Origin of the sequence: Amaricoccus solimangrovi, from assembly GCF_006385685.1 — a bacterium.
Taxonomy (GTDB): Bacteria; Pseudomonadota; Alphaproteobacteria; order Rhodobacterales; family Rhodobacteraceae; genus Amaricoccus; species Amaricoccus solimangrovi.
The window spans coordinates 39,638-65,691 of record NZ_VFRP01000006.1; the positions used below are offsets into that span (position 1 = coordinate 39,638).

The following is a 26,054-nucleotide window of genomic DNA, read 5'->3' on the forward strand; positions in this document are numbered from 1 at the left end:
CGGAACAACCGGCGGGTTCCGCCGGTTTGTCGCTGGAATTCGAAATGCGAGGAAACACGATGACCAACGTTCTTGCTCCGACCGCGCCGGAGGCCGGGGTCGTCAGGCTCTACACCGAGGACTGGGGCGGCGACGGCCCGACGGTCGTGCTGATCCATGGCTGGCCCCTGTCGGGGGCGGCCTGGGAGAAACAGATCCGCCCGCTGCATGACGCGGGCTTTCGCGTCGTCACCTACGACCGGCGGGGCTTCGGCCAGTCCGACCGGCCGGAGGAGGGGTTCGATTACGACACGCTCGCGGCGGATCTCCACCGCCTGATCGTCAAGAAGGATCTGCGCGACGTGACGCTCGTCGGCTTTTCCATGGGCGGTGGCGAGGTCGCGCGCTACGTGGCGAACCATGGCGAGGACAGGCTGCGCGCGGTGGTCTTCGCCGCCGCCGTTCCGCCCTATCTCATGCGGACCGCCGACAATCCCGACGGCCCGCTCGCCCCGGCGGCGGCCGGGGAGATGGAAGCGGGGCTCGCGGCGGACCGGGAGGCGTTCTTCCAGGACTTCACCCGGACCTTCTTCTCGGCCAACGGCCGGCTCGAAGTGTCCGAGGACGAGCGCGAGGATGCGATGGCGCTCTGCCGCCTCTCGGACCAGAAGGCCGCGCTCGGCTGCATGAAGGCCTTCGGCGCGACGGATTTCCGCGATGACCTGAGGCGGATCACCGTGCCCACCCTCGTGATCCACGGCGACGCGGATGCGATCGTGCCCCTCGAAGGATCCGGCGCGCTCACCCACGCGGCGATTCCCGGGAGCGAACTCGTCGTGCTCGAAGCGGCGCCGCACGGCTGCAACGTGAGCCACGCGCGCGCCTTCAACGGGGCGCTCATCCGCTTCCTGAACTCCCTCCGGACCAGATGAGCACGGCGGGGCCGGGGAGCGGGCAGGGAAGGCCCCGCCGGAGAGGGGAGGCCGGCGCCCTGCGCGACAGCGCGCGGTGCGCGCGGTGCGCGCTCTGGGTGTTCGCCGCGACCCTGCTCGCCGCCTGCGCGGATGCGCGGGCAACGGTTCCGATCGCGCGGGGCTACGGTCCCGACCCGGTCCTGCCGCCACCGCGCGAGAGCGTCCTTCCCTCGGTCCACATCGCCCGGGCCGATCCCTGGCCCGAAGGCGGCGGCCCGACCGCGGCTCCCGGTCTCGCGGTCCGGGCGTTCGCGGCGGGGCTCGACCATCCGCGCTGGCTTCACGTCCTGCCGAACGGCGATGTGCTCGTGGCGGAGACTGACGCGCCCGCGAGGCACGACGAGACGGGTTTCGATCCCAAGGCCTGGGTGATGAAGGCGGTGATGGGCCGGGCTGGCGCGGGGCGGCCGAGCGCGAACCGGATCACGCTCCTGCGCGACCGCGATGGCGACGGCGTCGCGGAGCTGCGTTCGACGCTGCTCGAAGGGCTCAATTCGCCCTTCGGCATGACCCTGTCGCGGGGCCGGCTCTATGTCGCGGATACCGACGCGCTGCTCGCCTTCCCGTATTGGACCGGCGACACCCGGATCACGGCGCCGGGCGTGAGGATCGCGGACCTGCCCGCCGGCCCGATCAACCATCACTGGACCAAGGACGTGATCGCCAGTCCGGACGGGCGCGGGCTCTATGTCACCGTCGGCTCCAACAGCAACGCCGGCGAGAACGGCCTGGAGGCGGAGGCGGGGCGGGCGGGAATCCTCGAGATCGACCTCGCGACCGGGAGCATCCGGCAGTTCGCATCGGGGTTGCGCAATCCCAACGGCCTTGCCTGGCAGCCCGACAGCGGCGCGCTCTGGGTCGCGGTCAACGAGCGCGACGAACTGGGAAGCGACCTCGTGCCCGATTACATGACCCATGTGCGCGACGGCGGCTTCTACGGCTGGCCCTGGAGCTACTACGGCGCCCATCCGGATCCGCGGGTCGAACCGGCGCGGCCCGATCTCGCCGCGAAGGCGATCGTGCCGGATTACGCGCTCGGGCCGCATACCGCCTCGCTCGGGCTCGCTTTCGCCAAGGGCGGCGCGCTCGGACCCGCGTATCGCGACGGCGCCTTCGTCGGACAGCACGGCTCCTGGAACCGACTGCCGCGCAGCGGCTACAAGGTGATCTTCGTGCCCTTCGCGAACGGCGCGCCCGCCGGGCCGCCCCGGGACGTGCTGACGGGCTTCCTCGGCGCGGAGGATACCGCGCATGGCCGGCCGGTCGGCGTGGCGATCGACCGCCAGGGCGCGCTGCTGGTCGCCGATGACGTGGGGGGCCGGGTCTGGCGGGTCACGCGGGCGACCGGGGAGGAGGAGCGGCCATAGCCCGCGCGCGCTGCGCGAGGACGTGACACCCAAGCGTGATGCGCTTGGGAGGGTCTCGCATTAACACAGTTTAATTTCCGGCGCCCGCCACACCTCTAGATCGTGTGGAAAAGAGGTGAAGGATGCCGGATCTGTTGCGCGGGCGGACGGTGCTTGTCGTGGAAGACGAATACTACCTGGCCGACGATCTGCGGCGCGGTCTCGAGGCGGCGGGCGCCGTGGTGCTCGGCCCGGCGGCGTCGCTGGCCGACGGGCTGCGGCTGATCGGCGACGGTCGGTCGCCGGATCTCGCGGTGCTCGACGTCAATCTGCGCGATGTGACCGTCTATGAACTCGCCGAGGCGCTGATGGCGCGGGGCATCCCCTTCGTCTTCGCCACCGGCTACGACGCGGCACGTATTCCGGAGCGTTTCGAGGCGGTCCCGAAGCTGCTGAAGCCGTTCGAGATGGGCGCGCTGACCGCGGCGCTCGAGGCGCTCGCGGCGCGGGGCTGAGGCGCCGGGGGTTCCCGCCCTTCGGCGCTGTGCTATGGAGAGAAGAAGCTTCCGCTCCGGGCTGCCCAAGGGAAAGCAGGGGACAGGAGGCTCGCAGGAGGATGTTTCGCCACCGGAGCCGAGGGGCGCGTCGGGATCATGCGGGACGAAGGTCATGAGGGCTGGCTGGGCGGGGGCGGCGACACGGGCGCCCGCGTCCGCGCGCGCGACTGGGCATCGACCTCGCTCGGGCCGATCACATGCTGGCCCGCGAGCCTGCGGACGGCCCTGACGCTCGTCCTCGACCATCCGCTGCCGATGGCGCTCGCCTGGGGGCCGGAACTCGTCACCTTTCCCAATGACGCCTGCGCCGCGCTCCCGGGCGGGCCCGGCGATGTTCTCGGCCGGCCCTTCCCCGAGGGATGGGGCGCGGCGCGGCGCGGGCTCGCGTCCCGGATCGCCGGGGCGCTCGACGGGGCGGCGGCGCGGTTCGACGGCGCCTCGGCGGGGCTCGCCTTCGACCATTGCCTCAGTCCGGTCCGCGACGCCACCGGCGCGGTCGTGGGGATCATCGACACGCTCACCCCGGCGCTCGCACCGGAGCGCGCCCGCTTCGTCCCGCCGGGCGCCGGCGAGGAGCGCGAGACGTTCCTGCTGAGGCTCAGCGATGCGCTGCGCCCGCTGACGGAGGCGGTGGAAGTTCTCGATGTCGCGATGCGGCTCCTGGCCGGACAGCTCGACGTGATGGGCGCGACCTGCCTCGAGATCGACGCCGACGAGGACGGCTTCGCGCTGATCGCCAGTCACGAGCGGTCGCCGGCGCGCGCTTCGGCGCCGACGCGTCTCTCCGCCTTCGCGCCCGACATGGCGGAGGCATACCGCGCCGGATCCACGCTCAGTTGCCGCGACACGGAACTCGAGCCGGAGCGGGACGCGTATCGCGCGGTCGGGATCCGGGCCTGGGTCGGCGTGCCGCTCGTCAAGCAGGGGCGACTGCTCGCGATCGTCGGCGTCCATTCGCGCGAGCCGCGCGACTGGACGCGGGAGGAGGTCCGGCTTCTGGAGGACGTGGCCGAGCGGGCCTGGGCGGCGGTGGAGCGCGCCCGCGCCGAGGCGGCGCTGGCCGCCAGCGAGGGCCGGTATCGCTCGTTCTTCGAGACGATGCGCCAGGGCTATGACGAGTGCGAGATGATCCGCGACGCCACCGGCCGACCGGTCGACTACCGCGTCCTCGACGTCAATCCGGCCTTCGAGCGGCTGCTCGGCATGACGGCGGGCGAGTTGCGCGGCAGGCGCGCGTCGGAGGTCATGCCCGATTTCGAGGAGTGGTGGCCCGCGGAGATCGACCGGATCCTCGCCACCGGCGCGCCCGGCCGGGTCGGGCGCGAGGTTCCCGCCTTCGACCGCTTCTACGAGGTGACCATCTATCCCCGTGGCGGGGATCGCTTCGCCGCGGTCTGCGACGACATCACCGAACGTCGGCGGGTCGAGCTGGTCCGGCGCGAGAACGAGGCGCGGCAGGTGTTCCTGCTCAGGCTCAGCGACGCGCTCCGGCCGCTCGGCGATCCGGGCGAGATCCAGGAGACGGCCTGCAGGATCATGGCCGAGCAGGTGGGCGCCGAGTGGGTGGGTTGCGCGGAGGCGTGCGGCGGTGACCAGACCATCGGGCGACAGTTCCCCGCGGCGGGTCCGGGCGCGACGGGAGGATGGTTCGGGCGCGACCCTTTCCGGTCCGCGGATCGAGACGCGGGCGACACCGGATCCGGTATCGCGCCCGCCCATTCCACGAGCGATGGCCGGTCCTTCGTCGCGGTGCCGCTGGTCAAGGCGGAGGATCTGGTCGTGGTCTTCGGAGCGCGGCGCGCGCGGCCGAGCGGCTGGACCCCGGCCGAGGTCTCGCTGATCGAGGAGGCCGCCGACCGCGCCTGGGCCGCGGTCGAGCGGGCCCGGGCCGAGGTCGCGCGCCGCGCGAGCGAGGAGCGCTACCGCACGCTCTTCGAGTCGATCGATCAGGGTTTCTGCGTCATCGAGGTGCTTTTCGACGAAGCGGGCGCGCCGGTGGACTACCTCTTCCTGGAAGCCAATCCGGCCTTCGAGAGCAAGACCGGACTGGTCGAGGCCGAGGGCAAGCGGATGCGCGCGCTGGCGCCCGGGCACGAGCAGTTCTGGTTCGACACCTATGGCCGCGTGGCCCGGACCGGCCATCCCGAACGTTTCCAGCATCGCGCGGAGGCGCTGGGACGCTGGTACGACGTCTATGCCCTGCGCCTGGGGCCGGCGGAGGAGAACCGCGTCGCGATCCTCTTCGACGACATCACCGAGCGCCGCCGCGCCGAGACGGCCCTGCGCGAGAGCGAGGAGCGGCAGGCCTTCCTGCTGAAGCTCAGCGACACGCTGCGCCCGATCGCCGATCCGGTGGAGATCCAGGCGCGGGCCATGCGCGTGCTGGGCGAGCATCTCGGGGTGACCCGGGCGCAGTATTACGAGGCCGACCCGTCGGCGACGTATCTCGACTCACAGGGGGGCTACGCGGATGGGGCGCCGCCGGTGGTCGGCCGGTTCCGCATCGACGACTTCGGGCAGCACGTCACGGAGGCCTACCGCGCCGGCCGCACGCTCGCCGTCGGGGATGTGACGGCGGAGGCGCGGTTCGGCGCGGAGGAACTGGGGGCCTACGCGGCGCTGGGGATCGGCGCCTATCTCGGCGTGCCGGTGATGAAGGCCGGGCGCCTCGCGGGGATCGTCGGCCTGCATCAGGCCGCCAAGCGCGACTGGACCCCGGCCGAGGTCGCGCTCGTCGAGGAGACGGCCGACCGCACCTGGGCGGCGGTCGAGCGCGCCCGGACGGAGGCCGCGCTCCGCGAGAGCGAGGAACGGTTCCGGCAGTTCGGCGAGGCGTCGCGGGACGTGCTCTGGATCCGCGACGCCGAGACGCTGCAATGGCAGTACCTCACCCCCGCCTTCGAGGAGATCTACGGGCTGAGCCGCGAGGAGGCGCTGGCCAACGACAACTATCGGAGCTGGATGGATCTGATCGTGCCCGAGGACCGCGCGCGCGCGGCCGACAGCGTCAGGAGCATCCGGCGCGGCGCGCATGTGACTTTCGACTACCGCATCCGGCGCCCCAGCGACCGGGCGATCCGCTGGCTGCGGAACACGGACTTTCCGATCGCCGATGCGAGCGGCCAGGTCATCATGGTCGGCGGCATCGGCCATGACCTGACCGAGCTGCGCGAGACCGAGCTTCGCCTGCAGACGCTGATCGAGGGGATGCCGCAGCTCGTCTGGCGCGCGGTGGGTGGGGGAACCTGGACCTGGGCGAGCCCGCAATGGTTCGAATACACCGGCCAGAGCGCGGCCGAAAGCCTCGGCTGGGGCTGGCTCGAGGCGCTCTATCCCCCCGATCGCGAGACCGCGCGGGAAGCCTGGGCGCACGCGCTCGAGACCGGGGGGTTCGAGGTCGAATACCGGCTGCGAAGAGGCGAGGGTTTCCGCTGGTTCAAGACCCGCGCCACCGCGGTCCGCGACGGGACCGGCGCGATCATCGAATGGCTCGGCACCTCGACGGACATCCACGAACTGCGCGAGCTGCAGGAGCGCCAGCGGATCCTCGTCGCGGAACTCCAGCACCGCACGCGCAACCTGATGGCGGTCGTCCGCTCGATGGCGGATCGCACGGGCGACGGCAGCCAGGATCTGGACGACTTCCTCCAGCGCTTCCGCGCCCGGCTCGAGGCGCTCGCGCGGGTTCAGGGCCTGCTGTCGCGGCTGGGAGAGACCGACCGCGTCGCCTTCGACGAACTTCTCGGTACCGAGATCGAGGCGATGCCCGGCGCCGGCGGCCAGGTCATTCTCGAGGGGCCGCGGGGGATCCGCCTGCGCTCCAGCATGGCGCAGATGCTCGCGATGGCGCTGCACGAACTGGCGACGAACGCGATGAAATACGGCGCCCTGAGCCAGCCGCGGGCGGTGCTCGCGGTCCGCTGGAGTGCGCGGCGGTCCGACGGGGAGAACCGCCCCTGGCTCGATATCGAGTGGCGGGAGAGCGGGGTCAGGATGCCGCCGGCCGACAGGGTTCTCGCGGAGACCGGCCAGGGCCGGGAACTGATCGAGCGGGCGCTACCCTACCAGTTCGGCGCGAAGACCACCTTCGCGCTCGAAGAGGACGGCGTCCATTGCACCATCTCCATCCCCGTCTCGGCGAGCGGCGAGAGCGCGGCGGGCTCGGCGGCCTGAGACGGGAGCGGCGCGCCTCCGCTCAGCGCGGCGGGCCGAGCCAGAACGGGGCGGTCGCCCGGCGCAGCGCCTCCTCGAGTTCCTCGGCGACCGCCGCCAGGCCCGCCGGAACCGGTTCGGCCTCGATGGCCGCGCGCGCCCGCGCGAGGGCCGCGTCCACGCGCCCGTCGGCGCCGGTCTCGTCTTCCCTCACCTTGTCGCCTCCGCGTCTCCTGGCCCGAGCGGCCCATGTCGGTCCCCGCGTCACGTTTCCCTCCTCCGGGAAGCGGGACGCCACCTGGCCGGCCTCGCTCTCTCCAGGGCGGGACAGCGCCGGGCGTCTGCGGGACAAACCGGGCATGCCCGGCTTTTGTTCGGGCGAAGTCTCGGAAATGGCCCTCGCTGGGCAGGCGTCGCGGCGCGGCGGAACAAATCCGGTTGGCCCCTGTTGGGCAACGAACGCGACAAGGGAGAACATCATGATCTCGATCGATACCGCCCGCATTCGCGCTCCGTCCGGGCCCTTCGGCGCGTCGCGGAGAATCCTCGGCGGGATGATCACCGCCGCCGGCCTCATCGTGGCGGGTTCCGCGCTCGCCCAGGGGGACGCCGCCACCACGACCGTCGATTTCACCAATCTTCAGGGCGAGAGCATTGGGACGGCGAAACTGACCGGAACGCGCGCCGGTCTGCTGATCGGTCTCGACCTGCGGGGCCTGCCGCCCGGCTGGCACGGGTTCCACGTGCACGAGACCGGCGAATGCGACGCGGAGGGCGGCTTCAAGTCGGCGGGCGGGCACTACGCCGTCTCCGACACGGAACACGGCTTCCTGTCGGAGCACGGACCGCATTCGGGAGACATGCCGAACCAGTACGTCGGCGAGGACGGCACGCTGCGCGCACAGGTTCTCGACACCTACGTCTTTCTCGGCGGCGACACCGGTAACGCCTCCGGCAAGGCACTCATCATCCACGCCGGCGCGGACGACTACGAGAGCCAGCCCTCCGGGGATGCCGGTGATCGCCTCGCCTGCGGCGTCATCGAGTGAGCGACACGCACTCCCCCGCCGCGCGGCTATGGAACGCGGGAGGGGTCGAACCCGTCGTCGCGCTCCAGCGCCGCGGCCAGCCCGACGGCATCGTCCACGCCGTCCTGAAACGAGCCGAGAACCTGAAGCGCCACGGACTCACGGCCGGTGCTGGTCATGATCTCGTGCGCGCGGCAGTAGTTGTCGACGGCTTCGGACAGGATCTTCAGTTCGGCCGGGGTGGCAACACCTGAACCAGCCATGCCATCCTCCCTCTGGGTGCGGGAGGCAATATGGACGCGAAGTCCGGCGAGTTCATTATCGCAGGATAGGAAAGGGGAAGAATCTGTTCCTTGAGCCAGAATCCGCCGAGATCGGGTCGCGGCCGTTTGGTGAAGCCCTCTCGTCATGCCGATGACCACCGCGCGCGGCGGGTTGGACGCTCGACTTCGCGGCGGTTAATCTGTGTTATTCACGCGCACCCGCGCATGGCCTAATTCGGGATCATGGATCACCTTTCCTCCAATGCTCCGAAAGGGGCCGGGGCCAATGCCCTGACATGCAAGCTTCAGCAGTTCACGCGGCTGTCCCTGGCCGACCGCGCGGCGCTGGAGCGCGTGGTGGCGGAGCGGCGGCGCACCTTCCTCGGCCGCGAGGACATCAGCCGTGAGGGCGACAAGCCCACGAAGATATACGTGATGCTGAACGGCTGGGCCTGCCGCTACAAGTTCCTCGAGGACGGGCGGCGCCAGATCGTGGCCTTCTTCCTGCCGGGCGATCTCTGCGATCTCAACATCTTCATACTGCGGCAGATGGACCATTCCATTGGCGCGCTGACCGACGTGACGGTCGCCGAGATCGGCCGGGACAGCTTCGAGAGGCTGATCGATGACCATCCGCGCATCACCCAGGCGCTCTGGTGGGAGGCGCTGGTCACGATCGCGATCCAGCGGGAATGGACCGTGAACCTCGGGCAGCGCGACGCGCTCGAACGCATCGCGCACCTGCTCTGCGAACTCTATGTGCGCCTGTGGAGCGCGGGCCTCGCCACCGACGGACATTGCGCCTTTCCAGTGACGCAGAGCGACCTCGCAGATGCGACCGGGCTTTCCAAGGTGCATGTGAACCGCACGCTGCAGGAACTGCGCCAGGAAGGGCTCATCCGGCTTGCCAACCGCCAGCTGACCATTCTCGATCTCGACCGGCTGAAACGGCTCGCCGTCTTCGATCCCAATTACCTGCACCTCGATCGGGAAGGGGCGCATCTCGACGCGAACAACGAGTAGGGGAGTATCGGACCCTGGCGAAGGAGGAGACAGGCTGGCTCGGCGCCTCGACGGCGGCGGCGCGCATCCGGGAGGCGGAGTGGGCGGGGACGCCGCTCGGTCCGCCCGGCGGCTGGTCGTCCTCGCTGCGCTCCGCGCTCGCCGTCACGCTCGGGATCGGCTTTCCCGCCTTCCTCTGGTGGGGACCGCGATTCCTCGCCTTCCGCAACGACGCCGCCGGACGGCTGTTCGGCCTGGAGGGACTCGGGCAGCCGGGAGGGCCGCTCTGGGACGCGCTCGGCGGCTCGATCCGGGGCGCGGCGGGAAGCGGCGCGACCGTCGTGACGGCCGCGGCCGCGCAGGCGGATCTCGTCGTCTCCCTCAGCCGTCCCTGGCCGGCGAGGGGATCGGATGACGGGCCGGGCGTGCTCGCGGTGGCCCATCCCGAACACGCGCCGGAAGCGGAACTGCTGGCGGCGCGAAGCGAGATCGCCGCGCTCCAGTCGCGGCTCGACGAGGCGCGGCGGGCCAGCCGCGACACGCTCGCCATCATCCGCTCGATCGCCCGGCGCACCGGCGTGGGCGCGCGTTCGGCCGCTGATTACGCGGATCATCTCGACGGGCGCATCACCGCGCTGGCGCGCGTGCAGACCGCGCTCGCGCGCCATCCCGAGATGGGGGTCGATCTCGCGCTTCTGGCCGGGGACACGCTGATGGCGGCGGGCGCGCACGAGACGCGGGAATTCACCCTCGATGGGCCGGAGGTCCTGCTCAGGGGCAAGCACGCGGAGACGCTCGGCCTGGCCCTGCACGAGCTCACGACCAACGCGGTCAAGTTTGGCGCGCTGTCGCGCCGGGGCGGGCGGATCGCGATCGACTGGCGTGTGGACCGGAGCGACCCGGCGCGGCCGGTCCTGGCGTTGCACTGGACCGAGACCGGCGCCGCGCTGACCAACGGCGCCGGCCCCCCCGGCTTCGGCTCCGAGCTCTTCGAGCGGAGCATGAACTACGAGATGGACGCGGACGTGCGTTGGCGGCTGGGGCCCGAGGGGCTCGTCTGGAACATGCGCGCCCCGCTGCCCGAGGCGGGCGGCGAAGCCGGCGGGGCCTGACCGCTCCCCCTGTCGGGAAAAAGTCACCTTCGCGGGGAAGGCGCTCCCGGCGGAACATCCGGCCCGCTCGGCTGTTCCTCTGATCCGAGCTGGCAGAGGAGGAGCGAATTCGTGCGACGAACCCAAGCAAGGCCGATCCCCACCGCGGCGCGCGGTCTGGCCGCGCCCTCCGCCTTCGCGGTGGCGGGCCATCCGGTCCACGCGGCGCTGGTGCCCTTTCCCATCGTCTGCTTCTCGCTCGTCATCCTGACCGACCTCGCCTATTGGCGGACGGCCAATCTGATGTGGCAGAACTTCTCCTCCTGGCTTCTTTTCGCGGGCCTCGTCGGCGGGGTGCTCGCGGCGGTGGCGGGGGCGATCGACCTGCTGGCGCGCGCCACGCTGCGCCGCCACTCCGCCGCCTGGGCGCACGGGCTCGGCAATCTCGCGGTCCTGGTGCTCGCCTTCTTCAACAGCCTCGTCCACGCGGGCGACGGCTGGACCGCCGTGGTTCCCGTCGGATTGACGCTGTCGCTCGTGACCGGGGTCGTGATGATCTTCACCGTCTGGCTTGGCCGCGCGATGGTCTATCGCGCGGGGATCGGAGTGCGCATCCATGACTGAGCAATCCTTCCGCGCCCCTCCCCCCTTCCTCCGTCTCGCCTCGGCGGCGCTTCTGGTCTGCGCCGCGAGTCCCGCGCTCGCGCAGGAGGATTTCGACATCACGAGCCAGATCGGCCCCGATCCGGTCCTGCCCGATCCCGATCCCGGGCTGATCGCCGGGATGAAGGTCGCGGAGGTCGTGGGCTGGGCGGAAGGCGAGACGCCCGAGGTGGCGGAGGGCTTGACGGTAAGCGTTTATGCGAAGGATCTCGTCAATCCCCGCACGGTCTACACGCTGCCGAATGGCGACGTGCTCGTGGTCCAGTCGCGCGGTCCGACCGAGCCCGTCTCGCGCCCGAAGGACGTGATCCGGGGCGCGATCATGTCCTACGCCCACGGGCAGGGCGCCGGAGGGTCGGAGAAGGAGAGCAACCGGGTAACGCTCCTGCGCGACACCGACCGGGACGGCGTTGTGGACGAGCGCGCCGAGCTGCTGACCGGGCTCAACTCCCCCTTCGGCGTGGTCTGGACCGACGGCACGCTCTACGTCGCCGCGACCGATGCGATCCTCGCCTATCCCTATGAACTCGGCCAGACCGGGATCACCGAGGCGCCGAAGGTGCTGGCGCCGCTCCCGGGCGGGCCGATCGACCATCACTGGACCAAGGATCTGGCCCTGAGTCCCGACGGGACGAAGCTCTTCGCCTCGATCGGCTCCAATTCCAACGTCGGCGAGAACGGGCTCGAGGCGGAGAAGGGCCGGGCCGCGATCTGGGAGGTGGACCGCGCGAGCGGCGCCGCCCGGGTCTTCGCCTCGGGCCTGCGCAATCCCAACGGACTGACCTTCCATCCCGAGACTGGAGACCTCTGGGCGGTGGTGAACGAGCGCGACGAACTCGGGCCGAACCTCGTGCCCGACTACATGACCTCGGTGAAGGAGGGGGCGTTCTACGGCTGGCCCTGGAGCTACTACGGCCAGCATGTCGATCCGCGCGTCCATCCGCCCCGGCCGGACATGGTCGAGCAGGCCATCGCGCCCGACTACGCGCTGTCGAGCCATGTGGCGCCGCTCGGGATGACGTTCAGCTACGGCTCCGCCATGCCGGAGGAATTCGCGAGCGGCGCCTTCGTCGGCGAGCATGGCAGCTGGAACCGGACGGATTTCAATGGCTACAAGGTCGTCTATGTGCCCTTCGAGAACGGCCAGCCCTCCGGCAAGGCGCGCGACGTCGTAACCGGCTTCCTCGACGGGGACCAGACGCGCGGGCGGCCCGTGGGGGTGGCGATCGACGGGACTGGGGCGCTTCTCGTCGCCGACGACGCGGGCAATACGGTCTGGCGCGTCGCCGCGGCCGATGGCCGGATCATCGACGCGCCGGTCGGCACCGACCAGCACGCGGCGCGGGCGCGCACCGCCCCCGAGCCGCCGGCGACGGACGCGGGCACGCCCGCGCAGCTCCGGATCGCGCCGGCGACCGGGGAGCCGACGGAGCCCGCTCCGTGAGGACAGCCGGAAAGGCGGAAGCCGGCGCGCCCTTTCCACGCGCCGAATTCGACGGCACGCTGGGCCTCATGCGCGAGGGATACCGGTTCATCGGCCGCCGCTGCGACCGGGCGGGGCGGGACGGATTCCACACCCGCCTGATGCTGCGCGATGTCCTCTGCCTGCGCGGTGCCGAGGCCGTCGACCTTCTTTACGAGAGCCCGGATTTCACTCGCCGGGGTGCGATGCCGGGCTGGGTGCTGCGCCTGCTGCAGGACAAGGGCAGCGTGCAGCAGCTGGAGGGGGCCGAGCACCGGGCGCGGAAGGCGCTCTTCACGCGGCTTCTGATCGAGTCCGACGCGGATGCGACGCTGGCGCGTATCTTCGGCGCGGCGCTGCTGGAACGGATCGGGCGTGGCGGGCGCGTCAATGTGCTGCGCGACACGGTCGCGCCTCTCTCTCGCGCGGCCTGCGACTGGTGCGGCCTCGGGGCCGATTTCGCCGGGGATCGCGCTCTCGCGGCGGCGCTGTTCGAGATGAGCGACCGCGCGGGCTTCCCGGGGCCGGGAAGCTGGGCCGCGCTGGCCCGGCGGCGCCGCGTGGAAGCCCGGCTCGCGGCGGCGGTTCGCGAGTGGCGGCGCGCCGGTCCCCCGGAGGCGGCGAGCCCGCTCGCGGATTTCTGCCGCGCCACCGGGGAGCGTGGCCGGCCCCTGCCTCCCGAAACCGTCGCGGTGGAACTCCTCAACCTGCTCCGCCCGATCGTGGCGGTGGGACGCTATGTCGCCTTCGCCGCGCGCCTCCTGATCCTCCGGCCCGACTGGCGCGAACGGCTCCGCGCGGCGGAGGAGGCGGAGTTCGACCGCTTCGCCGAGGAGATCCGCCGGATCTCCCCCTTCTTTCCCTTCGTCGGGGCCATCTCTGAACGGCCGGTCCACTGGCGGGGCGAGACGCTGGACAAGGGCCAGTGGGTGATCGCCGATCTGCACGGGACCTGCCATGACGCGCGCCGCTTCCCCGATCCCGACGCGTTCCTGCCCGGGCGGCGCCTCGACTGGCGTCATCCCGCGCCCGGCTTCGTTCCGCAGGGCGCGGGAGATCCGGCGCGGACGCATCGCTGTCCGGGTGAGAAGGTGACGGTCGCGCTGATCGCGGAGGCGACGCGGATCCTCACCCGGGGGCCGGCCTGGACCGCGCCGGAGCAGGATCTCGGCATCGACCTCGCGCGGATCCCGGCGCGTCCGGCGAGCGGGGTCGAGCTCGATTTCGGCCCCGCGCGCGGCTGACCTCAGCCTTTCCCCGCCGCGCGGTAGATCGCCTCGATCGCCCGCGCGAGGTCGATGAGCCGGCGGCACGACGGGTCGAACCGCGCGCCCCGGCCGAGCGCCCGCGCCCAGGCGACCGCGGCGCGCCCGCCCCAGGCGTCCGGCGGGGAGGCGACCTCCTCGCTCGCTGTCCCCCGATGTAGCCGCGTTGCGAAGTCGTAGAACGAGCCGTCGCGATTCTCGATCACCGCCCCGCCCTCGGCTCCGAAGGCCTCGAACCGGATCACGGCGTCCTGTCCCGCGTGGAGCCGCCAGGAGCAGGCGAGGCGGAGCGCGCGGCCCCCCGCGAGCGAGAGCGTCGCGGTCACGTAATCCTCCGCTTTCCGGCTCAGCGCCTCGGCGTCGAGCCTGCGCCCCGCGCGCCAGGCCTGGGCCTCCACGTGCTCGAGCGCGGGAAAGTCGAGAAGCCAGAGCCCGAGATCGACGAGATGCACGCCGAGATCGGCGAGGCAGCCGCCGCCCGAGAGCGCGCGGTCGTAGAACCAGGGCTTGTCGGGTCCGTAGGCGTTGTGAAACACCGCGTCCATCGCGAAGACCTCGCCCAGCCGGCCCGCCCGGAGCGCCTCGCGTAGCGCCGCGACCGCGGCGGTATGGCGATAGGAGAGGTCGACGCCGAGCAGCCGGTCGGCGTTGCCCGCGGCCTCGACGACCGCCGTCGCCTCGCGCGCGTCGCGCCCGAGCGGCTTCTGGCAGAACACGGCGGCGCCCGCTTCGAGCGCGCGGATCGATTGCCCGGCATGGAGCGCGCTCGGCGTCGCGATCACGATCCCGTCGGGCTCCATCGCCAGCAGGCCGTCGAGCCCATCCGCCGCCCGCGCGCCGGGAGCGACGTCGGTGGCCTCGGCCAGCGCCTCCGGCACGGGATCGGCGAGGCCGACGATTTCCGCGGATCCGTCCTCCGCGACGGCGCGAAGCCGGTGGCGCCCGATCCAGCCGAGGCCGAGGAAGGCGAGCCGGGGCCGCCGCGCGACCGGCGCGCCAGCGGCGTCGAAGGGATGGGGGGTCAGTCGCATCGGACATAGGCCTTCACGAGCGCCCCCGGCCGATCGCGCTGCGCGTCGAGCGCGGCGTCGAGCCGGTCGAGCGGGAAAGCATCCGTGACGAGGGCGCGAGGATCGAGGAGCCCGTCCCGCGCGGCCTGGACCGCCTCGCGCAGGCCGCGCAGATAGACCTTCGGATCGCGCTCGTGAGCGTTGATCACGTCGATCCCGCGCCAGTTCCAGCTTTGCATGTCGACGCTCCTCGGCCCGTCCTGGTGGTAGCCGGCGATGACGAGCCGCCCGCCGGTCGCGACGAGGCCCGAGGCGAGGTCGAGCGCGGATTGGTTGCCGACGCATTCGATCGCGACGTCGCAGAAACGGTGTCCGGTCAGCCGCCCCACGGTCTCATGCGCCTCCGCGTCGAACCGCGCCACGTGTTCGGCGCCCATCTCGCGCGCGAGGCCGAGCGCCGCGTCGCGCCGGGAGACGCCAATCACGCGGGCGCCGGCGGCCGCGGCGAGCCGGGTCAGCGCCGCGCCGATGAAGCCGACGCCGACGACCGCGACCCAGTCGCCCGCCGTGATCCCGGCGCGGCGGAAGATGTTCATCGCGCAGGCGAAGGCCTCGCCCGGGAAGGGCATCCCGTCGAGTTCCGGCGGCAGCGGGACGACGGCCTCCGCCGCGACGAGCTGATGCGTCGCGAAACCGTTCTGGCCCAGCGTCGCCACGCGCTGTCCGAGCTCGAGGCCCGCCACGCCGGGGCCGAGCGCGGCGATCCGGCCCCAGGCCTCGTGCCCGAGCCCGCCGGGTTCGGTCGGAAACCGCATCCACTCCGGTCCCGACCAGGGGACGAGGTTCGAGGCGCAGACGCCGCAGCCTTCGAGGCGCACCAGAACCTCCCCGGGGCCGGGGCTCGGACAGGGCAGGGTCTCGATCCGCGCGCGTCCGGGCGCGTCGATCACCGCCGCGCGCATCTCTTCCGCCGCGACTTCCGCGGGGCGTTCCGCGATCTCGAATGCTTCCATATCGGGCCCTCCTGTTCCACCGCCGAACAGGACGCGCGGGGCATTGTTCCGCCCCTGCCGGGGGTTGATGAAGATGTCGTTGATATCATTGAAGAAGATGCGGGGGCGTGAAGTAGATCCACCAAGGGATTGGCGTGGATCGGGATTTTCTCCCGGCGGCTTCGGAACATTCCGCGCCACCGCCTGTTCGGCGCCTGTTCCGGCAAGGGAGGAAGGCGCATGTCGAAGCTGCTCGTCACCGGGGGCGCGGGGTTCATAGGAAGGCATCTCGCGGCCGAGCTCGTCGCACGCGGCCATGACGTGACCATCTACGACGCGCTGATCGAGCAGGTGCATGGCGAGGGCGCGGCGGACCTGCCGGAAGGGGTGGAATTCCTGCGGGGCGACATGCGCGACGCGGAGCGGCTCGGGCGCGCGCTCGCGGGCTGCGACGCGGTCGTCCATCTCGCGGCCGAGGTCGGCGTCGGCCAGTCGATGTACGAGATCACCCGCTATGTCGGCGCGAACGATCTCGGGACGGCGGTGCTGCTCGAGGCGATGATCGCCGCGCCGCCCCGACGGCTCGTGGTCGCCTCCTCGATGAGCGTCTATGGCGAGGGCGCCTATCGACGCGGCGACGGGTCGCGGGCGGGGGCCATTCGCCGCCGCGCGGCCGATGTGAAGGCCGGGCGTTGGGATCTGTCCGACGACGCCGGCGCGCCGCTCGCACCCATCCCGACGGACGAGGAGAAGCCGGTCGATCTCGCCTCGATCTACGCGCTGACCAAATACGCGCAGGAGCGGCAGGCGCTGATCTTCGGCGAGGCCTATGGGGTCGAGGTGGTGGCGCTGCGGCTCTTCAACGTCTTCGGCGCGGGTCAGGCGCTCTCGAATCCCTATACCGGAGTTCTTGCGAACTTCGCCTCGCGCATCGCCTCGGGCGCGGCGCCGACGATCTTCGAGGACGGGCGGCAGAAACGCGACTTCGTTCATGTGGAGGACGTCGCGCGCGCGTTCCGCCTCGCCTGCGAGACGCCCGGCATCGGCGGCGAGATCTTCAACATCGGCTCCGGCCAGGCCTACGAGATCGCCGAGGTCGCGCGGCTTCTGGCGCGGGAGATGGGGCGGGCGGATCTTCGGCCGGAGATTCTGGGCCGCGCGCGCTCCGGGGATATCCGCAACTGCTTCGCCGACATCTCGAAGGCGCGCGAAAGGCTCGGCTTCCGCCCGGAGCACAGGCTCGAGACCTCGCTCGGCCCGTTCGTCGACTGGGTCCGCGGCGAGACGGTCGTCGACCGGGGCGCGGAGATGCGGCGGCATCTGGAAGAGCGGAGGCTCGTTTCATGAGCGACTACGGTTTCGTCGAATGGTTCCGGCCGGGCGAGCACGCGCGCGTCGAAGCGGCGCTCGAAGGCATGGTCGCCGCCGGCGCGCGCCGGCTCCGCACCCATGTGAGCTGGGCGGAATACCACGCCGAGGGCGGCGAGGTCTGGTTCGACTGGCTGATCCCGACGATCGCCGCGCGGCTCGAACTGCTGCCCTGCGTCCACTACACGCCCCCGTCGTTGTCGCGCACCGGACGAACCTCCGGCGCGCCTCGCGAACTTCGCGCCTATGCCGATTTCATCGACCACGTCCTGACCCGCCACGGCGCGCATTTCAGCCATGTCGAGCTCTGGAACGAGCCGAACAACCTGCTCGACTGGGACTGGCGGGCCGATCCGGACTACGCGCTCTTCTGCGAGATGATCGGCGCGGCCGCCTACTGGGCGCGGAAGCGGGGCTGGAAACCGGTACTCGGCGGGCCGAGCCCGTTCGACCCGCTCTGGCTCAACCTGATGGGCGAGCGGGGCGTGTTGGCCGAGGTGGCGGCCGTGGGCTTCCACGGCTTCCCGGGAACCTGGGACAGCGAGGAGGCGAGCTGGCACGGCTGGGACATGCATCTGGGCGAGATGCGTGCCGTGCTCGGCCGCTGGAACCCGGAGGCCGAGGTCTGGATCACCGAGACCGGCTATTCGACCTGGCGCAACGACCAGATGGAGCAGGTGCGCCGCTTCGCCCGCGTGCTCGGGGCCGGCGCGGACCGGGTCTACTGGTACGCCTGGCGCGACCTGCCGGGCGACGTCGCCGCGCAGGAGGGACTCTGGTTCGATCCCCGGCACTACCACCTCGGCGCCGTCGACGCGGAAAACCAGCCGAAGCTTCTGGCGCGGCTCCTGCGCGCGGGGGGCGCGGACAAGGTGCGCGAGATGACGCGGCTCGCCGCGCCCGCGACACGCCGGGCGCGGCGCCCGGTGCTGATCACCGGCGGGGCGGGCTTCATCGGCTCCAATCTCGCCGAAAGCTTCCTCCGCGAGGGACGCGACGTGATGGTGCTCGACAATCTCTCGCGCCTGGGCGTCGAGGAAAACCTCGCCTGGCTCGCGGAACGTCATGGACCGCGCCTCCGGCCCGTGCTGGCGGACCTGCGCGACGAGCAGGCGCTGCGCGACGCGGCCTGCGACGCGGAGGCGGTGATCCATCTCGCCGCCCAGACCGCCGTCACCACCAGCCTCGTCCGTCCGATCGACGATTTCGAGGTGAACGCGCGCGGAACGATCAACCTGCTGGAGGCGATCCGCGCGACCGGGCGCCGCGTCCCGGTGATCCTCGCCAGCACCAACAAGGTCTATGGCGGGCTGGAGGATGTCGAACTGGTCCGGATCGGAGAAACCCATGTTCCGGCGGACCCGCGGCTCAGGGCGCGGGGCGTCGGGGAGGACCGGCCGATCGCCTTCCGCACCCCCTATGGTTGTTCCAAGGGCGTCGCGGACCAGTACGTGCTCGATTACGCGAAAAGCTTCGACCTTCCGACGGCGGTGCTCCGGATGAGCTGCGTCTACGGACAGCGCCAGTTCGGGACCGAGGATCAGGGCTGGGTCGCGCATTTCCTGATCCGCGCGCTCCGGGGCGAGCCGATCACCCTTTTCGGCGACGGCTGCCAGGTGCGCGACATCCTGCACGTGGACGACGCCGCGCGCGCCTATCGCGCGGTGCTCGACCGGATCGACGCGCTGTCGGGGCGCGCGTTCAACCTCGGCGGCGGCCCGGCCAACGCCGTCAGCCTCGTCGAGGTTCTGGCCGAGATCGAACGGCTGGTCGGCGCGCCCGCAGTGCTCGCGCGGGAAGGCTGGCGGAGCGGGGATCAGCTCTGGTTCGTCGCCGACACCGGGCTGCTCGCGGCGGAGACGGGCTGGCGGGCCGAGATCGGCTGGCGCGACGGGCTGGCGCGGCTGGCGGCATGGTTCGGCGCGGCGGCGGACGAGCCGGCGAGGCTCCGGGCATGAGCGCCCGGGCGCGGCAACCGCGGGTCCTGATGACGCTCGACGCGGTCGGCGGCGTCTGGACCTACGCGCTGACCCTGGCGCGCGCGCTGGTGGCGCGCGGGAGCGACGTCGCCTTCCTCGGTTTCGGCCCGCGACCGGGACCGGAGCGCGCGCGGGAAGCGCGCTGGCTCGGACAGCTCGACTGGAGCGACGCGCCGCTCGACTGGCAGGCGACGGATCCCGACCGGCTCGCCGCCGTCGGCCCGGCGATCCGGACCGCGCTGCGCCGGTATCGCGCCGATCTGGCGCTTCTGGCCGCGCCTTCCCAGGCGGTCGGCGTGAATGCCGACGCGCCCCTCGTGTCCGTGGCCCATTCCTGCCTCGCGACCTGGTTCCGGGCGGTGCGGGATACGGAGGTTCCGCGCGAGATCGCCTGGAAGGCGGAGGCGACGCGGGCGGGGCTGCGCGCCTGCGCCGCGGTGGTCGCGCCGACCGCGGCCCATGCCGCCCTGCTTCGCCGTTGCTATCCCGGCACGCCCGAGCCGGCGGTGATCTGGAACGGCGCGGCGCCCCGGATCCCGTGCGAGGCGGCGGGCCGCGACACCGCCCCGGTCGCCGTCGCCCGCTGGTGGGACCCCGGCAAGGGCGGCGTGATCCTCGACGCCGCGGCCGCGCGGATGCGCGCGCCGGCCCGTCTGATCGGTCCCTGCGAAGTGCCGGGCGAATACCCGTTCCGGCCGCGGCACACCGAGGCGATCGGCCCGCTGCCGCATGAGGCGGCGCTGGCGATGGTCGCGCGCGCGCCCTTTCTCATCGCCCCCTCGCTCTACGAGCCCTTCGGACTCGCGGTGGCCGAGGCGGCGTCAATGGGCGTTCCGCTCCTTCTCGCCGACATCCCGACCTTCCGCGAGCTCTGGGGCGGCGCGGCGCTCTTCTACCCGGCGCGGGATCCGGAGGCGCTGGCGCGGGCCGCCGACGAGCTTGCCGGAGACGCGGCGCAGCGCCTGCGGCTCGGCGCCGCGGCGCGCGCCCGGGCGGAACGCTACCGGCCCGCGCGGCAGGCCGAGTCTATGCTCGCCCTGTTCGAGGGCCTCCGCGACGCCCGCCTGCCCGTCACAGCCGAGGTCTGACATGCGATTCCTGTTCTACATCCACTCCCTCGTCTCGTGCTGGAACCACGGCAACGCCCATTTCCTGCGTGGCGTGATGCGCGAGCTTGGCCGCGCGGGCCATGACGCGTCCGCCCTCGCCCCGGCGGGGGGCTGGAGCGTCGCGAACCTGATCGCGGAGCAGGGGGCGCGCGCGCCGGAGGATTTCCACGCCGCCTTTCCGACACTGCGAAGCCGCGATTACGACGAGGAGTTCGACCACGAGGCGGCGCTGGACGGCGCGGACGTGGTGATCGTCCACGAATGGACCGATCCCGCTCTCGTCGCCCGGATCGGGCGGGCGCGGCGCCGGGGCGGGAGCTTCCTGCTCCTCTTCCACGACACCCACCACCGCGCGGTGAGCGCGCGCGGCGAGATCGCGGCGCTCGACCTCTCCGGCTACGACGCGGTTCTCGCCTTCGGCGAGACGCTCAGGGAGCGCTACCTCGCGGCCGGATGGGGCCGCCGGGTCTTCACCTGGCACGAGGCGGCCGATACCGCGCTCTTCCACCCGCCCGAGACGCCGCCGGAGGGGCCGCTTCGGGATCTGGTCTGGATCGGCAACTGGGGCGATGGCGAGCGGTCGCGGGAACTCGTCGAATTCCTGGTGGAGCCGGTCGCGCGTCTGGGTCTGAGCGCCACGGTGCACGGCGTGCGATACCCGGACGACGCCCTCGAACGGCTCGGCCAGGCCGGCGTCGACTATCGCGGCTGGCTTGCCAACGCCCGTGCGCCGGAGGTCTTCGCGCGGCATCTCATGACGGTCCACGTGCCGCGCCGCCCCTATGTGGAGGCGCTGCCCGGCATTCCCACGATCCGCCCCTTCGAGGCGCTCGCCTGCGGCATCCCGCTCGTCTGCGCGCCCTGGGAGGATGCCGAGGGGCTGTTCCGCCCCGGGCGGGACTATCTCGTCGCCCGCGACGGGGCGGAGATGACGCGGATGCTCGCCGCGCTTCGCGACGACGCGGGCATGCGCGCGGAACTTGCCCGCGCGGGGCTGGAGACGATCCGCGCCCGGCACACCTGCGCGCATCGGGTGGAGGAACTGCTCGCCATCATCGGCGGGATCGATCCGGGACGGGCGGGACAGACAACGGGAGAGCTGGTCGGATGAGTCGTGTCGCCTTCTACGGATCGAGCCTTCTCTCCTCCTACTGGAACGGCGCGGCGACCTATTATCGCGGGCTCCTGCGCGCGCTCGCCGCGCTCGGCCACGACATCACCTTCTACGAGCCGGACGCCTATGATCGCGGCGCGCACCGCGACATCGCGCCACCCGGATGGGCGCGGGTCGTGGTGTGGGAGGCCTCCCCGAGGGGCCTCGCCGCCGCGGCCGCGCAGGCCTCCGAGGCCGACGTGGTGATCCAGGCGAGCGGCGTCGGCTACGAGGACGAGGATCTGCTCCACGCGGTGATGGCGGCGGCGCGGCCCGGGGCGCTCCGGATCTTCTGGGACGTCGACGCGCCGGCGACGCTCGCCCTGCTGCGCGCGGAGCCGGACCACCCGCTGCGGCGCATGCTGCCCGATCTCGACATGGTGCTGACCTATGGCGGGGGCGCGCCGGTGATGGCCGCCTATCGCGCGCTCGGCGCCCGTGCCTGCCGGCCGATCTACAACGCCCTCGATCCCGACACGCATCGCCCGGCGCCGGCGGAGGCGCGTTTCGCCGCCGATCTCTCCTTTCTCGGCAACCGGCTGCCCGATCGCGAGACGCGCGTCGGGGAATTCCTGGTCCGTCCCGCGCTCCTCCGACCGGACCAGCGGTTCCTGCTCGCCGGCTCCGGCTGGGGCGGCGCGGCCTTTCCCGGGAACCTCCGCGTCCACGGCCATCTCGGCACCGCCGACCACAACACGTTCAATGCCAGCGCGCGGATGGTGCTCAACATCGCCCGCGACAGCATGGCCGCCACCGGCTTCTCCCCCGCGACGCGGGTCTTCGAGGCCGCCGGCGCGGGCGCCTGCCTCGTCACCGACGCGTGGGAGGGGATCGGGATGTTCCTCGAACCGGGGCGGGAGATCCTCGTCGCCCGCGACGGCGCCGACGTGGCGGAGGCGCTGACTTCCGTCGGCGCCGAGGACTGCCGCCGGATCGGCGCGCGCGCCCGCGCCCGCCTGCTCGCCGAGCATACCTACGCGCATCGCGCGGAGGAGGTGGACGGGATCCTGCGCCGGCTTTCCCCGGGCACCGGACATCCGATGGAGGCGACGCTGTGAAACGGGGGCTCGACATCGTCTTCCTCGGCCTCTCGCTCTCCTCCTCCTGGGGCAACGGCCATGCGACGACCTATCGCGCGCTGCTGCGCGGCCTCGCGAAGGCGGGCCACGAGGCGCTGTTCCTCGAGCGCGACATGCCCTGGTACGCGACCCGCCGCGATCTGCCGGCGCCGGATTTCTGCGAATTCGAGCTCTACGACGATCCCGCCGAGGTCGTGGCGCGGCACGCGGCGCGGATCCGCTCCGCCGACGCGGTCATCGTCGGCTCCTATGTGCCCGACGGGGCGGAGATGATCGACCGGCTCGCCGCGCTCGGCCCGCGCCGGCTCTGCTTCTACGACATCGACACGCCCGTGACGCTCGCGGAGCTTGCGCGGGGCGAGCGGCGCTATCTGACGCCGCAGCAGATGCGCGCATTCGATCTCTACCTGTCCTTCTCCGGCGGGGCGGTGCTCGACCTGCTCGCCGCGCGCCACGGGGTGCGCCGGCCGCGGGCGCTCTACTGTTCGGTGGACGCCGAACGCTACCGCCCCCCGGCGAAGCGGGTGGTCCGCTGGGATCTCGGCTATCTCGGGACCTACAGCCCCGACCGCCAGCCCGGACTGGAACGGCTGCTCCTCGAGCCGGCGCGGCGGCTGCCCGAACGCCGCTTCGTGGTCGCGGGGGCCCAGTTCCCGCCGGAGATCGACTGGCCGGCCAATGTCGAGCGGATCGAGCATGTTCCGCCCGCGGAACATCCGACCTTCTACGGCGCGCAGCGTTTCACCCTCAACCTGACGCGCGCGGCGATGCGCGCGGCCGGCTGGTCCCCGAGCGTCCGGCTGTTCGAGGCCGGCGCCTGCGGCACCCCGGTCATCTCGGACTGCTGGCCCGGCCTCGGCGACTTCTTCCCCGACGGCTCCGCGATCATCCGCGCGGAGAGTCCGGAGGATGTCGTACGCGCGCTGGAGCGGATCGGCCCGGAACGGTGCCGGGCGATCGGCGGGGCCGCGCGCGCGATCGTCACGGCCCGCGACACCGGCCTCGCCCGCGCCCGTGATCTCGCGGAGACGATCCGCGCCACGCCGCCGCGCGCCGAGCAGCCTCATGAAGCCGAACTCGCCTCGGAAGGAGCCAGATCATGATCGAACGTGGCATGCGCCAGACGATCCTCGTCGCCGGCGGGGCCGGTTTCGTGGGATCGCATCTCTGCGAGAAACTGCTGTTGGAGGGGCATCGCGTGCTCTGTCTCGACAGCCTGCTCACCGGGACCATGGCCAATGTCGCGCCGCTCGTCGGGCATCCGGACTTCCAGTTCATCCGCCAGGACGTAAGCAAGCCCTTTCACGTCGCCGAGGAGATCACGCGGGTCTACAACCTCGCCTGCGCGGCTTCGCCGCCGCTCTATCAGGCGGATCCGGTGCATACGATGATGACGAATGTCGTCGGCACCGAGGCGCTGCTGAGACTCGCCGCCATGAAGGGCGCGCGGCTCCTGCAGGCCTCGACGAGCGAGGTCTACGGTGATCCGGAGTGTCATCCGCAGGACGAGGCCTATTTCGGCCATGTGAACTGCACGGGCGTGCGCGCCTGCTACGACGAGGGCAAGCGCGCGGCGGAGACGCTCTGCTTCGACTATCGCCGGGCGGGGCGGGCGGATGTGCGCGTCGCGCGCATCTTCAACACCTATGGGCCGCGCATGCGGCCCGACGACGGCCGGATCGTCTCCAACATGATCGTCCAGGCGCTCGCGGGCGCCGAGATGACGGTCTATGGCGACGGAACGCAGACCCGCTCCTTCTGCTTCGTCTCCGATCTCGTGGAAGGCCTCGTCGCGCTGATGGAGGTGGAGCCGGCGCCGGAGACGCCGGTGAACCTCGGCAATCCGGAGGAATTCACCATCAACGAGATCGCGCGCATCATCCATGCCGCGCTGCCGGGCAGGTCGCGGATCGTCCATCTGGACGGGCTGGAGGATGATCCGCGGCGGCGGCGGCCCGACATCGCCCGCGCGCGCGAACTGCTCGGCTGGGTCCCGCGCGTGATGCTGGCGGAGGGTATGCCCCGGACGATCCGCTGGTTCGCGGAGGAAGCGGCCCCTGGCGCGGCCCCGGACCGTCTCGCCGCCGGGCGCGGGGCATGAGCGCGCGCGCGCCGGGGCTGGCCGCGCGGATCGCCGAACTCGGGCCGTGGTTCCACAACCTGCGCCTCGACGGGGTCGAGACCGCGCCGGACCATTTCCTCGGAGACTATCCGGCCTTCAAGTGGCAGCGCTTCCGCCACGTCGTGCCGGAGGATCTCTCGGGCGCGAGCGTCCTCGACATCGGCTGCAACGCCGGGTTCTACGCGCTCGAGATGGCACGGCGCGGGGCGGGGCGGGTGCTCGGGATCGACAGCGATCCGCGCTATCTCGCGCAGGCCCGGCTCGCCGCCGAGGTGGAGGGAGCGGCGATCGAATTCCGGCGCATGTCCGTGTACGAGGTGCCGGAGCTCGGCGAGCGGTTCGACCTCGTGCTGTTCATGGGGGTGTTCTATCACCTGCGCCACCCGCTGCTGGCGCTCGACCTGATCCGCGAGCACGCGGCGGGCGACCGGATGCTGTTCCAGTCGATGCTGCGCGGCGCGCCTTCCGTCACGCCGGCCGCGGGCGATTACGGTTTCGACGAGCATGCGCCCTTCGCCGATCCCGGCTTTCCGACGCTCTGGTTCATCGAGGAGCGCTACGCGGGGGATCCGACCAACTGGTTCATTCCCAATCGCGCCGCCGCCGAGGCGATGCTGAGGAGCGCCGGCTTCTCGATCCTCGAGCAGGCCGAGGAGGAGGTCTATCTCTGCGAAGTGGCGCCACGCGCCTGATGTGCCCGCCCATCCGCCGGACAGGAAGCGCCCGCGCGTCAGCCGCGCGGGCGCTCCAAGCGTGTCAGGGCAGCCGCCCCGGGTCCATGTCCTCGGGCACGGTCACGGGGTCGTTCGTGTGGCCGCCGCCGGCCTGCGCGCCGCTGGCCGGCCCGCCGGCTTCCTCGGCCTGGAGCTCCAGCACCGCGCGGAGCCAGTGGTCGAGATCGGCGCCTTCCGGCCGTCCCTCCTCCTCCCAGATCGCATAGGCGCGCGACCGGACGCGGTCTTCGAGTTCCTGATCCATTCTTCCCTCCTGGCGTGATGCGCGCCGCCTAACCGGAGAACGGGCCGGTTGTTCCGGCGCCGCGCCGAAAATCGGCCTTCCGGGGGAGAGCTACCTCTCCTCCGGGGCCGTCTCGATCTGCCGCGCGAAGCGGCCGCCCTCGGGTGTCTGATCGACGTCGCGGGCGGTGGGGGGTTTCGCCTCGGGCACCATGCCGGGCGCCGCCGGGGCGAAGCCCGGCTGCACCGGGCGCGGCGCGTCGGCCCCGACGCTGCGCTCGACGCGTCCACCCGCTTCGCGCAGGAGCGTGACGGCCGTCGCGCGTCTCCCGTCGTCCGGCTCGTCCAGGATCAGGACGTATTCATCCCCATCCGCCCCGACCCGGGCGTCGCAACCCCCGAGCCGCTCACGCAGCACGCGCTCGGCCGCGCCGGCGGCGGCCCGTTCCGGAAAATATGCGAGCAATTGACTGACCATGATCGCCTTCCCTTCGAAGCTCATGG

24 protein-coding genes are annotated in these 26,054 nt (G+C 71.9%); 18 read left to right on the forward strand and 6 right to left on the reverse strand.

Going from position 1 to position 26,054, the window contains the following annotated elements; translation table 11 throughout:
* Positions 1-59 precede the first annotated feature (59 nt).
* From FJM51_RS08015 to FJM51_RS08030, 4 genes are all read left to right on the forward strand, one after another.
* On the forward strand, positions 60-911 hold the full coding sequence (locus tag FJM51_RS08015; RefSeq protein ID WP_140453613.1) for an alpha/beta fold hydrolase: 852 nt from the start codon (positions 60-62) through the stop codon (positions 909-911).
* Positions 912-1,009: 98 nt separating this feature from the next.
* Complete coding sequence (locus tag FJM51_RS08020) at positions 1,010-2,320, forward strand: PQQ-dependent sugar dehydrogenase (protein ID WP_210240226.1); 1,311 nt, start codon at positions 1,010-1,012, stop codon at positions 2,318-2,320.
* 122 nt (positions 2,321-2,442) lie between these two features.
* Positions 2,443-2,814: a response regulator gene (locus FJM51_RS08025; RefSeq protein WP_140453615.1), complete on the forward strand. Its 372-nt coding sequence runs from the start codon at positions 2,443-2,445 to the stop codon at positions 2,812-2,814.
* Positions 2,815-2,952: 138 nt separating this feature from the next.
* Positions 2,953-7,029 carry a PAS domain S-box protein gene (locus tag FJM51_RS08030; protein ID WP_140453616.1) on the forward strand — a complete coding sequence of 1,359 codons (4,077 nt, stop codon included), beginning with the start codon at positions 2,953-2,955 and terminating at the stop codon, positions 7,027-7,029.
* 22 nt (positions 7,030-7,051) lie between these two features.
* Here FJM51_RS08030 and FJM51_RS23725 read toward each other — a convergent pair whose 3' ends face one another.
* Complete coding sequence (locus FJM51_RS23725; RefSeq protein ID WP_181164485.1) at positions 7,052-7,222, reverse strand: hypothetical protein; 171 nt, start codon at positions 7,220-7,222, stop codon at positions 7,052-7,054.
* A 265-nt stretch (positions 7,223-7,487) separates the two neighbouring features.
* Between FJM51_RS23725 and FJM51_RS08035 the strand changes: the two genes are divergently transcribed.
* Positions 7,488-8,057, forward strand: a complete 570-nt coding sequence (locus tag FJM51_RS08035) for a superoxide dismutase family protein (protein WP_233713040.1) — start codon at positions 7,488-7,490, stop codon at positions 8,055-8,057.
* Between the two features lie 26 nt (positions 8,058-8,083).
* Here FJM51_RS08035 and FJM51_RS08040 read toward each other — a convergent pair whose 3' ends face one another.
* Entirely contained in the window at positions 8,084-8,299 is a 216-nt protein-coding gene (locus tag FJM51_RS08040; RefSeq protein ID WP_140453617.1) for a hypothetical protein, read from the reverse strand.
* Between the two features lie 243 nt (positions 8,300-8,542).
* On the opposite strand from FJM51_RS08040, the gene FJM51_RS08045 reads away from it, so the two are divergent.
* From FJM51_RS08045 to FJM51_RS08065, 5 genes are all read left to right on the forward strand, one after another.
* Complete coding sequence (locus FJM51_RS08045; RefSeq protein ID WP_140453618.1) at positions 8,543-9,322, forward strand: Crp/Fnr family transcriptional regulator; 780 nt, start codon at positions 8,543-8,545, stop codon at positions 9,320-9,322.
* Positions 9,323-9,642: 320 nt separating this feature from the next.
* Complete coding sequence (locus tag FJM51_RS23730; RefSeq protein ID WP_181164486.1) at positions 9,643-10,413, forward strand: HWE histidine kinase domain-containing protein; 771 nt, start codon at positions 9,643-9,645, stop codon at positions 10,411-10,413.
* Positions 10,414-10,524: 111 nt separating this feature from the next.
* On the forward strand, positions 10,525-11,016 hold the full coding sequence (locus FJM51_RS08055; protein WP_233713041.1) for a DUF2231 domain-containing protein: 492 nt from the start codon (positions 10,525-10,527) through the stop codon (positions 11,014-11,016).
* On the forward strand, positions 11,009-12,499 hold the full coding sequence (locus tag FJM51_RS08060; RefSeq protein WP_140453620.1) for a PQQ-dependent sugar dehydrogenase: 1,491 nt from the start codon (positions 11,009-11,011) through the stop codon (positions 12,497-12,499). The genes FJM51_RS08055 and FJM51_RS08060 overlap by 8 nt, the downstream gene beginning before the upstream one ends.
* A complete protein-coding gene (locus FJM51_RS08065; protein WP_233713042.1) occupies positions 12,496-13,761 on the forward strand; it encodes a cytochrome P450 family protein in 1,266 nt (421 codons plus the stop codon). The genes FJM51_RS08060 and FJM51_RS08065 overlap by 4 nt, the downstream gene beginning before the upstream one ends.
* A 2-nt stretch (positions 13,762-13,763) precedes the next feature.
* Here FJM51_RS08065 and FJM51_RS08070 read toward each other — a convergent pair whose 3' ends face one another.
* Complete coding sequence (locus tag FJM51_RS08070) at positions 13,764-14,813, reverse strand: Gfo/Idh/MocA family protein (RefSeq protein ID WP_140453621.1); 1,050 nt, start codon at positions 14,811-14,813, stop codon at positions 13,764-13,766.
* On the reverse strand, positions 14,804-15,805 hold the full coding sequence (locus FJM51_RS08075) for an MDR/zinc-dependent alcohol dehydrogenase-like family protein (RefSeq protein ID WP_233713043.1): 1,002 nt from the start codon (positions 15,803-15,805) through the stop codon (positions 14,804-14,806). Before FJM51_RS08075 ends, FJM51_RS08070 begins: the two co-directional genes overlap by 10 nt.
* Before the next feature lie 219 nt (positions 15,806-16,024).
* Here FJM51_RS08075 and FJM51_RS08080 point away from each other — a divergent pair, with 219 nt between their 5' ends.
* The 8 genes from FJM51_RS08080 to FJM51_RS08115 are packed head-to-tail and all read left to right on the forward strand — an operon-like array spanning position 16,025 to position 25,286.
* Positions 16,025-17,131, forward strand: a complete 1,107-nt coding sequence (locus tag FJM51_RS08080; RefSeq protein WP_140453622.1) for an NAD-dependent epimerase/dehydratase family protein — start codon at positions 16,025-16,027, stop codon at positions 17,129-17,131.
* Complete coding sequence (locus FJM51_RS08085; protein WP_140453623.1) at positions 17,128-19,110, forward strand: NAD-dependent epimerase/dehydratase family protein; 1,983 nt, start codon at positions 17,128-17,130, stop codon at positions 19,108-19,110. Before FJM51_RS08080 ends, FJM51_RS08085 begins: the two co-directional genes overlap by 4 nt.
* The gene (locus tag FJM51_RS08090) at positions 19,107-20,219 is read left to right on the forward strand and encodes a glycosyltransferase family 4 protein (protein ID WP_181164487.1); all 1,113 of its coding nucleotides are present in this window, start codon (positions 19,107-19,109) and stop codon (positions 20,217-20,219) included. The genes FJM51_RS08085 and FJM51_RS08090 overlap by 4 nt, the downstream gene beginning before the upstream one ends.
* Position 20,220: 1 nt before the next feature.
* A complete protein-coding gene (locus FJM51_RS08095; protein WP_140453625.1) occupies positions 20,221-21,351 on the forward strand; it encodes a CgeB family protein in 1,131 nt (376 codons plus the stop codon).
* A complete protein-coding gene (locus FJM51_RS08100) occupies positions 21,348-22,451 on the forward strand; it encodes a CgeB family protein (RefSeq protein WP_140453626.1) in 1,104 nt (367 codons plus the stop codon). The genes FJM51_RS08095 and FJM51_RS08100 overlap by 4 nt, the downstream gene beginning before the upstream one ends.
* Entirely contained in the window at positions 22,448-23,575 is a 1,128-nt protein-coding gene (locus FJM51_RS08105; protein WP_140453627.1) for a CgeB family protein, read from the forward strand. Before FJM51_RS08100 ends, FJM51_RS08105 begins: the two co-directional genes overlap by 4 nt.
* Positions 23,572-24,573: a UDP-glucuronic acid decarboxylase family protein gene (locus FJM51_RS08110; RefSeq protein ID WP_140453628.1), complete on the forward strand. Its 1,002-nt coding sequence runs from the start codon at positions 23,572-23,574 to the stop codon at positions 24,571-24,573. Before FJM51_RS08105 ends, FJM51_RS08110 begins: the two co-directional genes overlap by 4 nt.
* Entirely contained in the window at positions 24,570-25,286 is a 717-nt protein-coding gene (locus tag FJM51_RS08115; protein ID WP_140453629.1) for a TIGR04290 family methyltransferase, read from the forward strand. Before FJM51_RS08110 ends, FJM51_RS08115 begins: the two co-directional genes overlap by 4 nt.
* Positions 25,287-25,350: 64 nt before the next feature.
* On the opposite strand, the gene FJM51_RS08120 is transcribed toward FJM51_RS08115, so the two are convergent.
* Entirely contained in the window at positions 25,351-25,572 is a 222-nt protein-coding gene (locus FJM51_RS08120; protein ID WP_140453630.1) for a DUF2934 domain-containing protein, read from the reverse strand.
* A 90-nt stretch (positions 25,573-25,662) separates the two neighbouring features.
* Positions 25,663-26,028 (reverse strand): hypothetical protein, encoded by a 366-nt coding sequence (locus tag FJM51_RS08125; RefSeq protein WP_140453631.1) that lies wholly within the window; start codon positions 26,026-26,028, stop codon positions 25,663-25,665.
* Positions 26,029-26,054 lie beyond the last annotated feature (26 nt).

Bases quoted from the DNA above. Each gene is read 5' to 3' on its own strand.
- FJM51_RS08115 (WP_140453629.1), top strand. From the start codon at position 24,570: ATGAGCGCGCGCGCGCCGGGGCTGGCCGCGCGGATCGCCGAACTCGGG.
- FJM51_RS08100 (WP_140453626.1), top strand. From the start codon at position 21,348: ATGAGTCGTGTCGCCTTCTACGGATCGAGCCTTCTCTCCTCCTACTGG.
- FJM51_RS08060 (WP_140453620.1), top strand. From the start codon at position 11,009: ATGACTGAGCAATCCTTCCGCGCCCCTCCCCCCTTCCTCCGTCTCGCC.
- FJM51_RS08110 (WP_140453628.1), top strand. From the start codon at position 23,572: ATGATCGAACGTGGCATGCGCCAGACGATCCTCGTCGCCGGCGGGGCC.
- FJM51_RS08030 (WP_140453616.1), top strand. From the start codon at position 2,953: ATGCGGGACGAAGGTCATGAGGGCTGGCTGGGCGGGGGCGGCGACACG.
- FJM51_RS08090 (WP_181164487.1), top strand. From the start codon at position 19,107: ATGAGCGCCCGGGCGCGGCAACCGCGGGTCCTGATGACGCTCGACGCG.
- FJM51_RS08045 (WP_140453618.1), top strand. From the start codon at position 8,543: ATGGATCACCTTTCCTCCAATGCTCCGAAAGGGGCCGGGGCCAATGCC.
- FJM51_RS08070 (WP_140453621.1), bottom strand. From the start codon at position 14,813: ATGCGACTGACCCCCCATCCCTTCGACGCCGCTGGCGCGCCGGTCGCG.
- FJM51_RS08015 (WP_140453613.1), top strand. From the start codon at position 60: ATGACCAACGTTCTTGCTCCGACCGCGCCGGAGGCCGGGGTCGTCAGG.
- FJM51_RS08085 (WP_140453623.1), top strand. From the start codon at position 17,128: ATGAGCGACTACGGTTTCGTCGAATGGTTCCGGCCGGGCGAGCACGCG.
- FJM51_RS08095 (WP_140453625.1), top strand. From the start codon at position 20,221: ATGCGATTCCTGTTCTACATCCACTCCCTCGTCTCGTGCTGGAACCAC.
- FJM51_RS08040 (WP_140453617.1), bottom strand. From the start codon at position 8,299: ATGGCTGGTTCAGGTGTTGCCACCCCGGCCGAACTGAAGATCCTGTCC.
- FJM51_RS08025 (WP_140453615.1), top strand. From the start codon at position 2,443: ATGCCGGATCTGTTGCGCGGGCGGACGGTGCTTGTCGTGGAAGACGAA.
- FJM51_RS08080 (WP_140453622.1), top strand. From the start codon at position 16,025: ATGTCGAAGCTGCTCGTCACCGGGGGCGCGGGGTTCATAGGAAGGCAT.
- FJM51_RS08120 (WP_140453630.1), bottom strand. From the start codon at position 25,572: ATGGATCAGGAACTCGAAGACCGCGTCCGGTCGCGCGCCTATGCGATC.
- FJM51_RS08125 (WP_140453631.1), bottom strand. From the start codon at position 26,028: ATGGTCAGTCAATTGCTCGCATATTTTCCGGAACGGGCCGCCGCCGGC.
- FJM51_RS08035 (WP_233713040.1), top strand. From the start codon at position 7,488: ATGATCTCGATCGATACCGCCCGCATTCGCGCTCCGTCCGGGCCCTTC.
- FJM51_RS08075 (WP_233713043.1), bottom strand. From the start codon at position 15,805: ATGGAAGCATTCGAGATCGCGGAACGCCCCGCGGAAGTCGCGGCGGAA.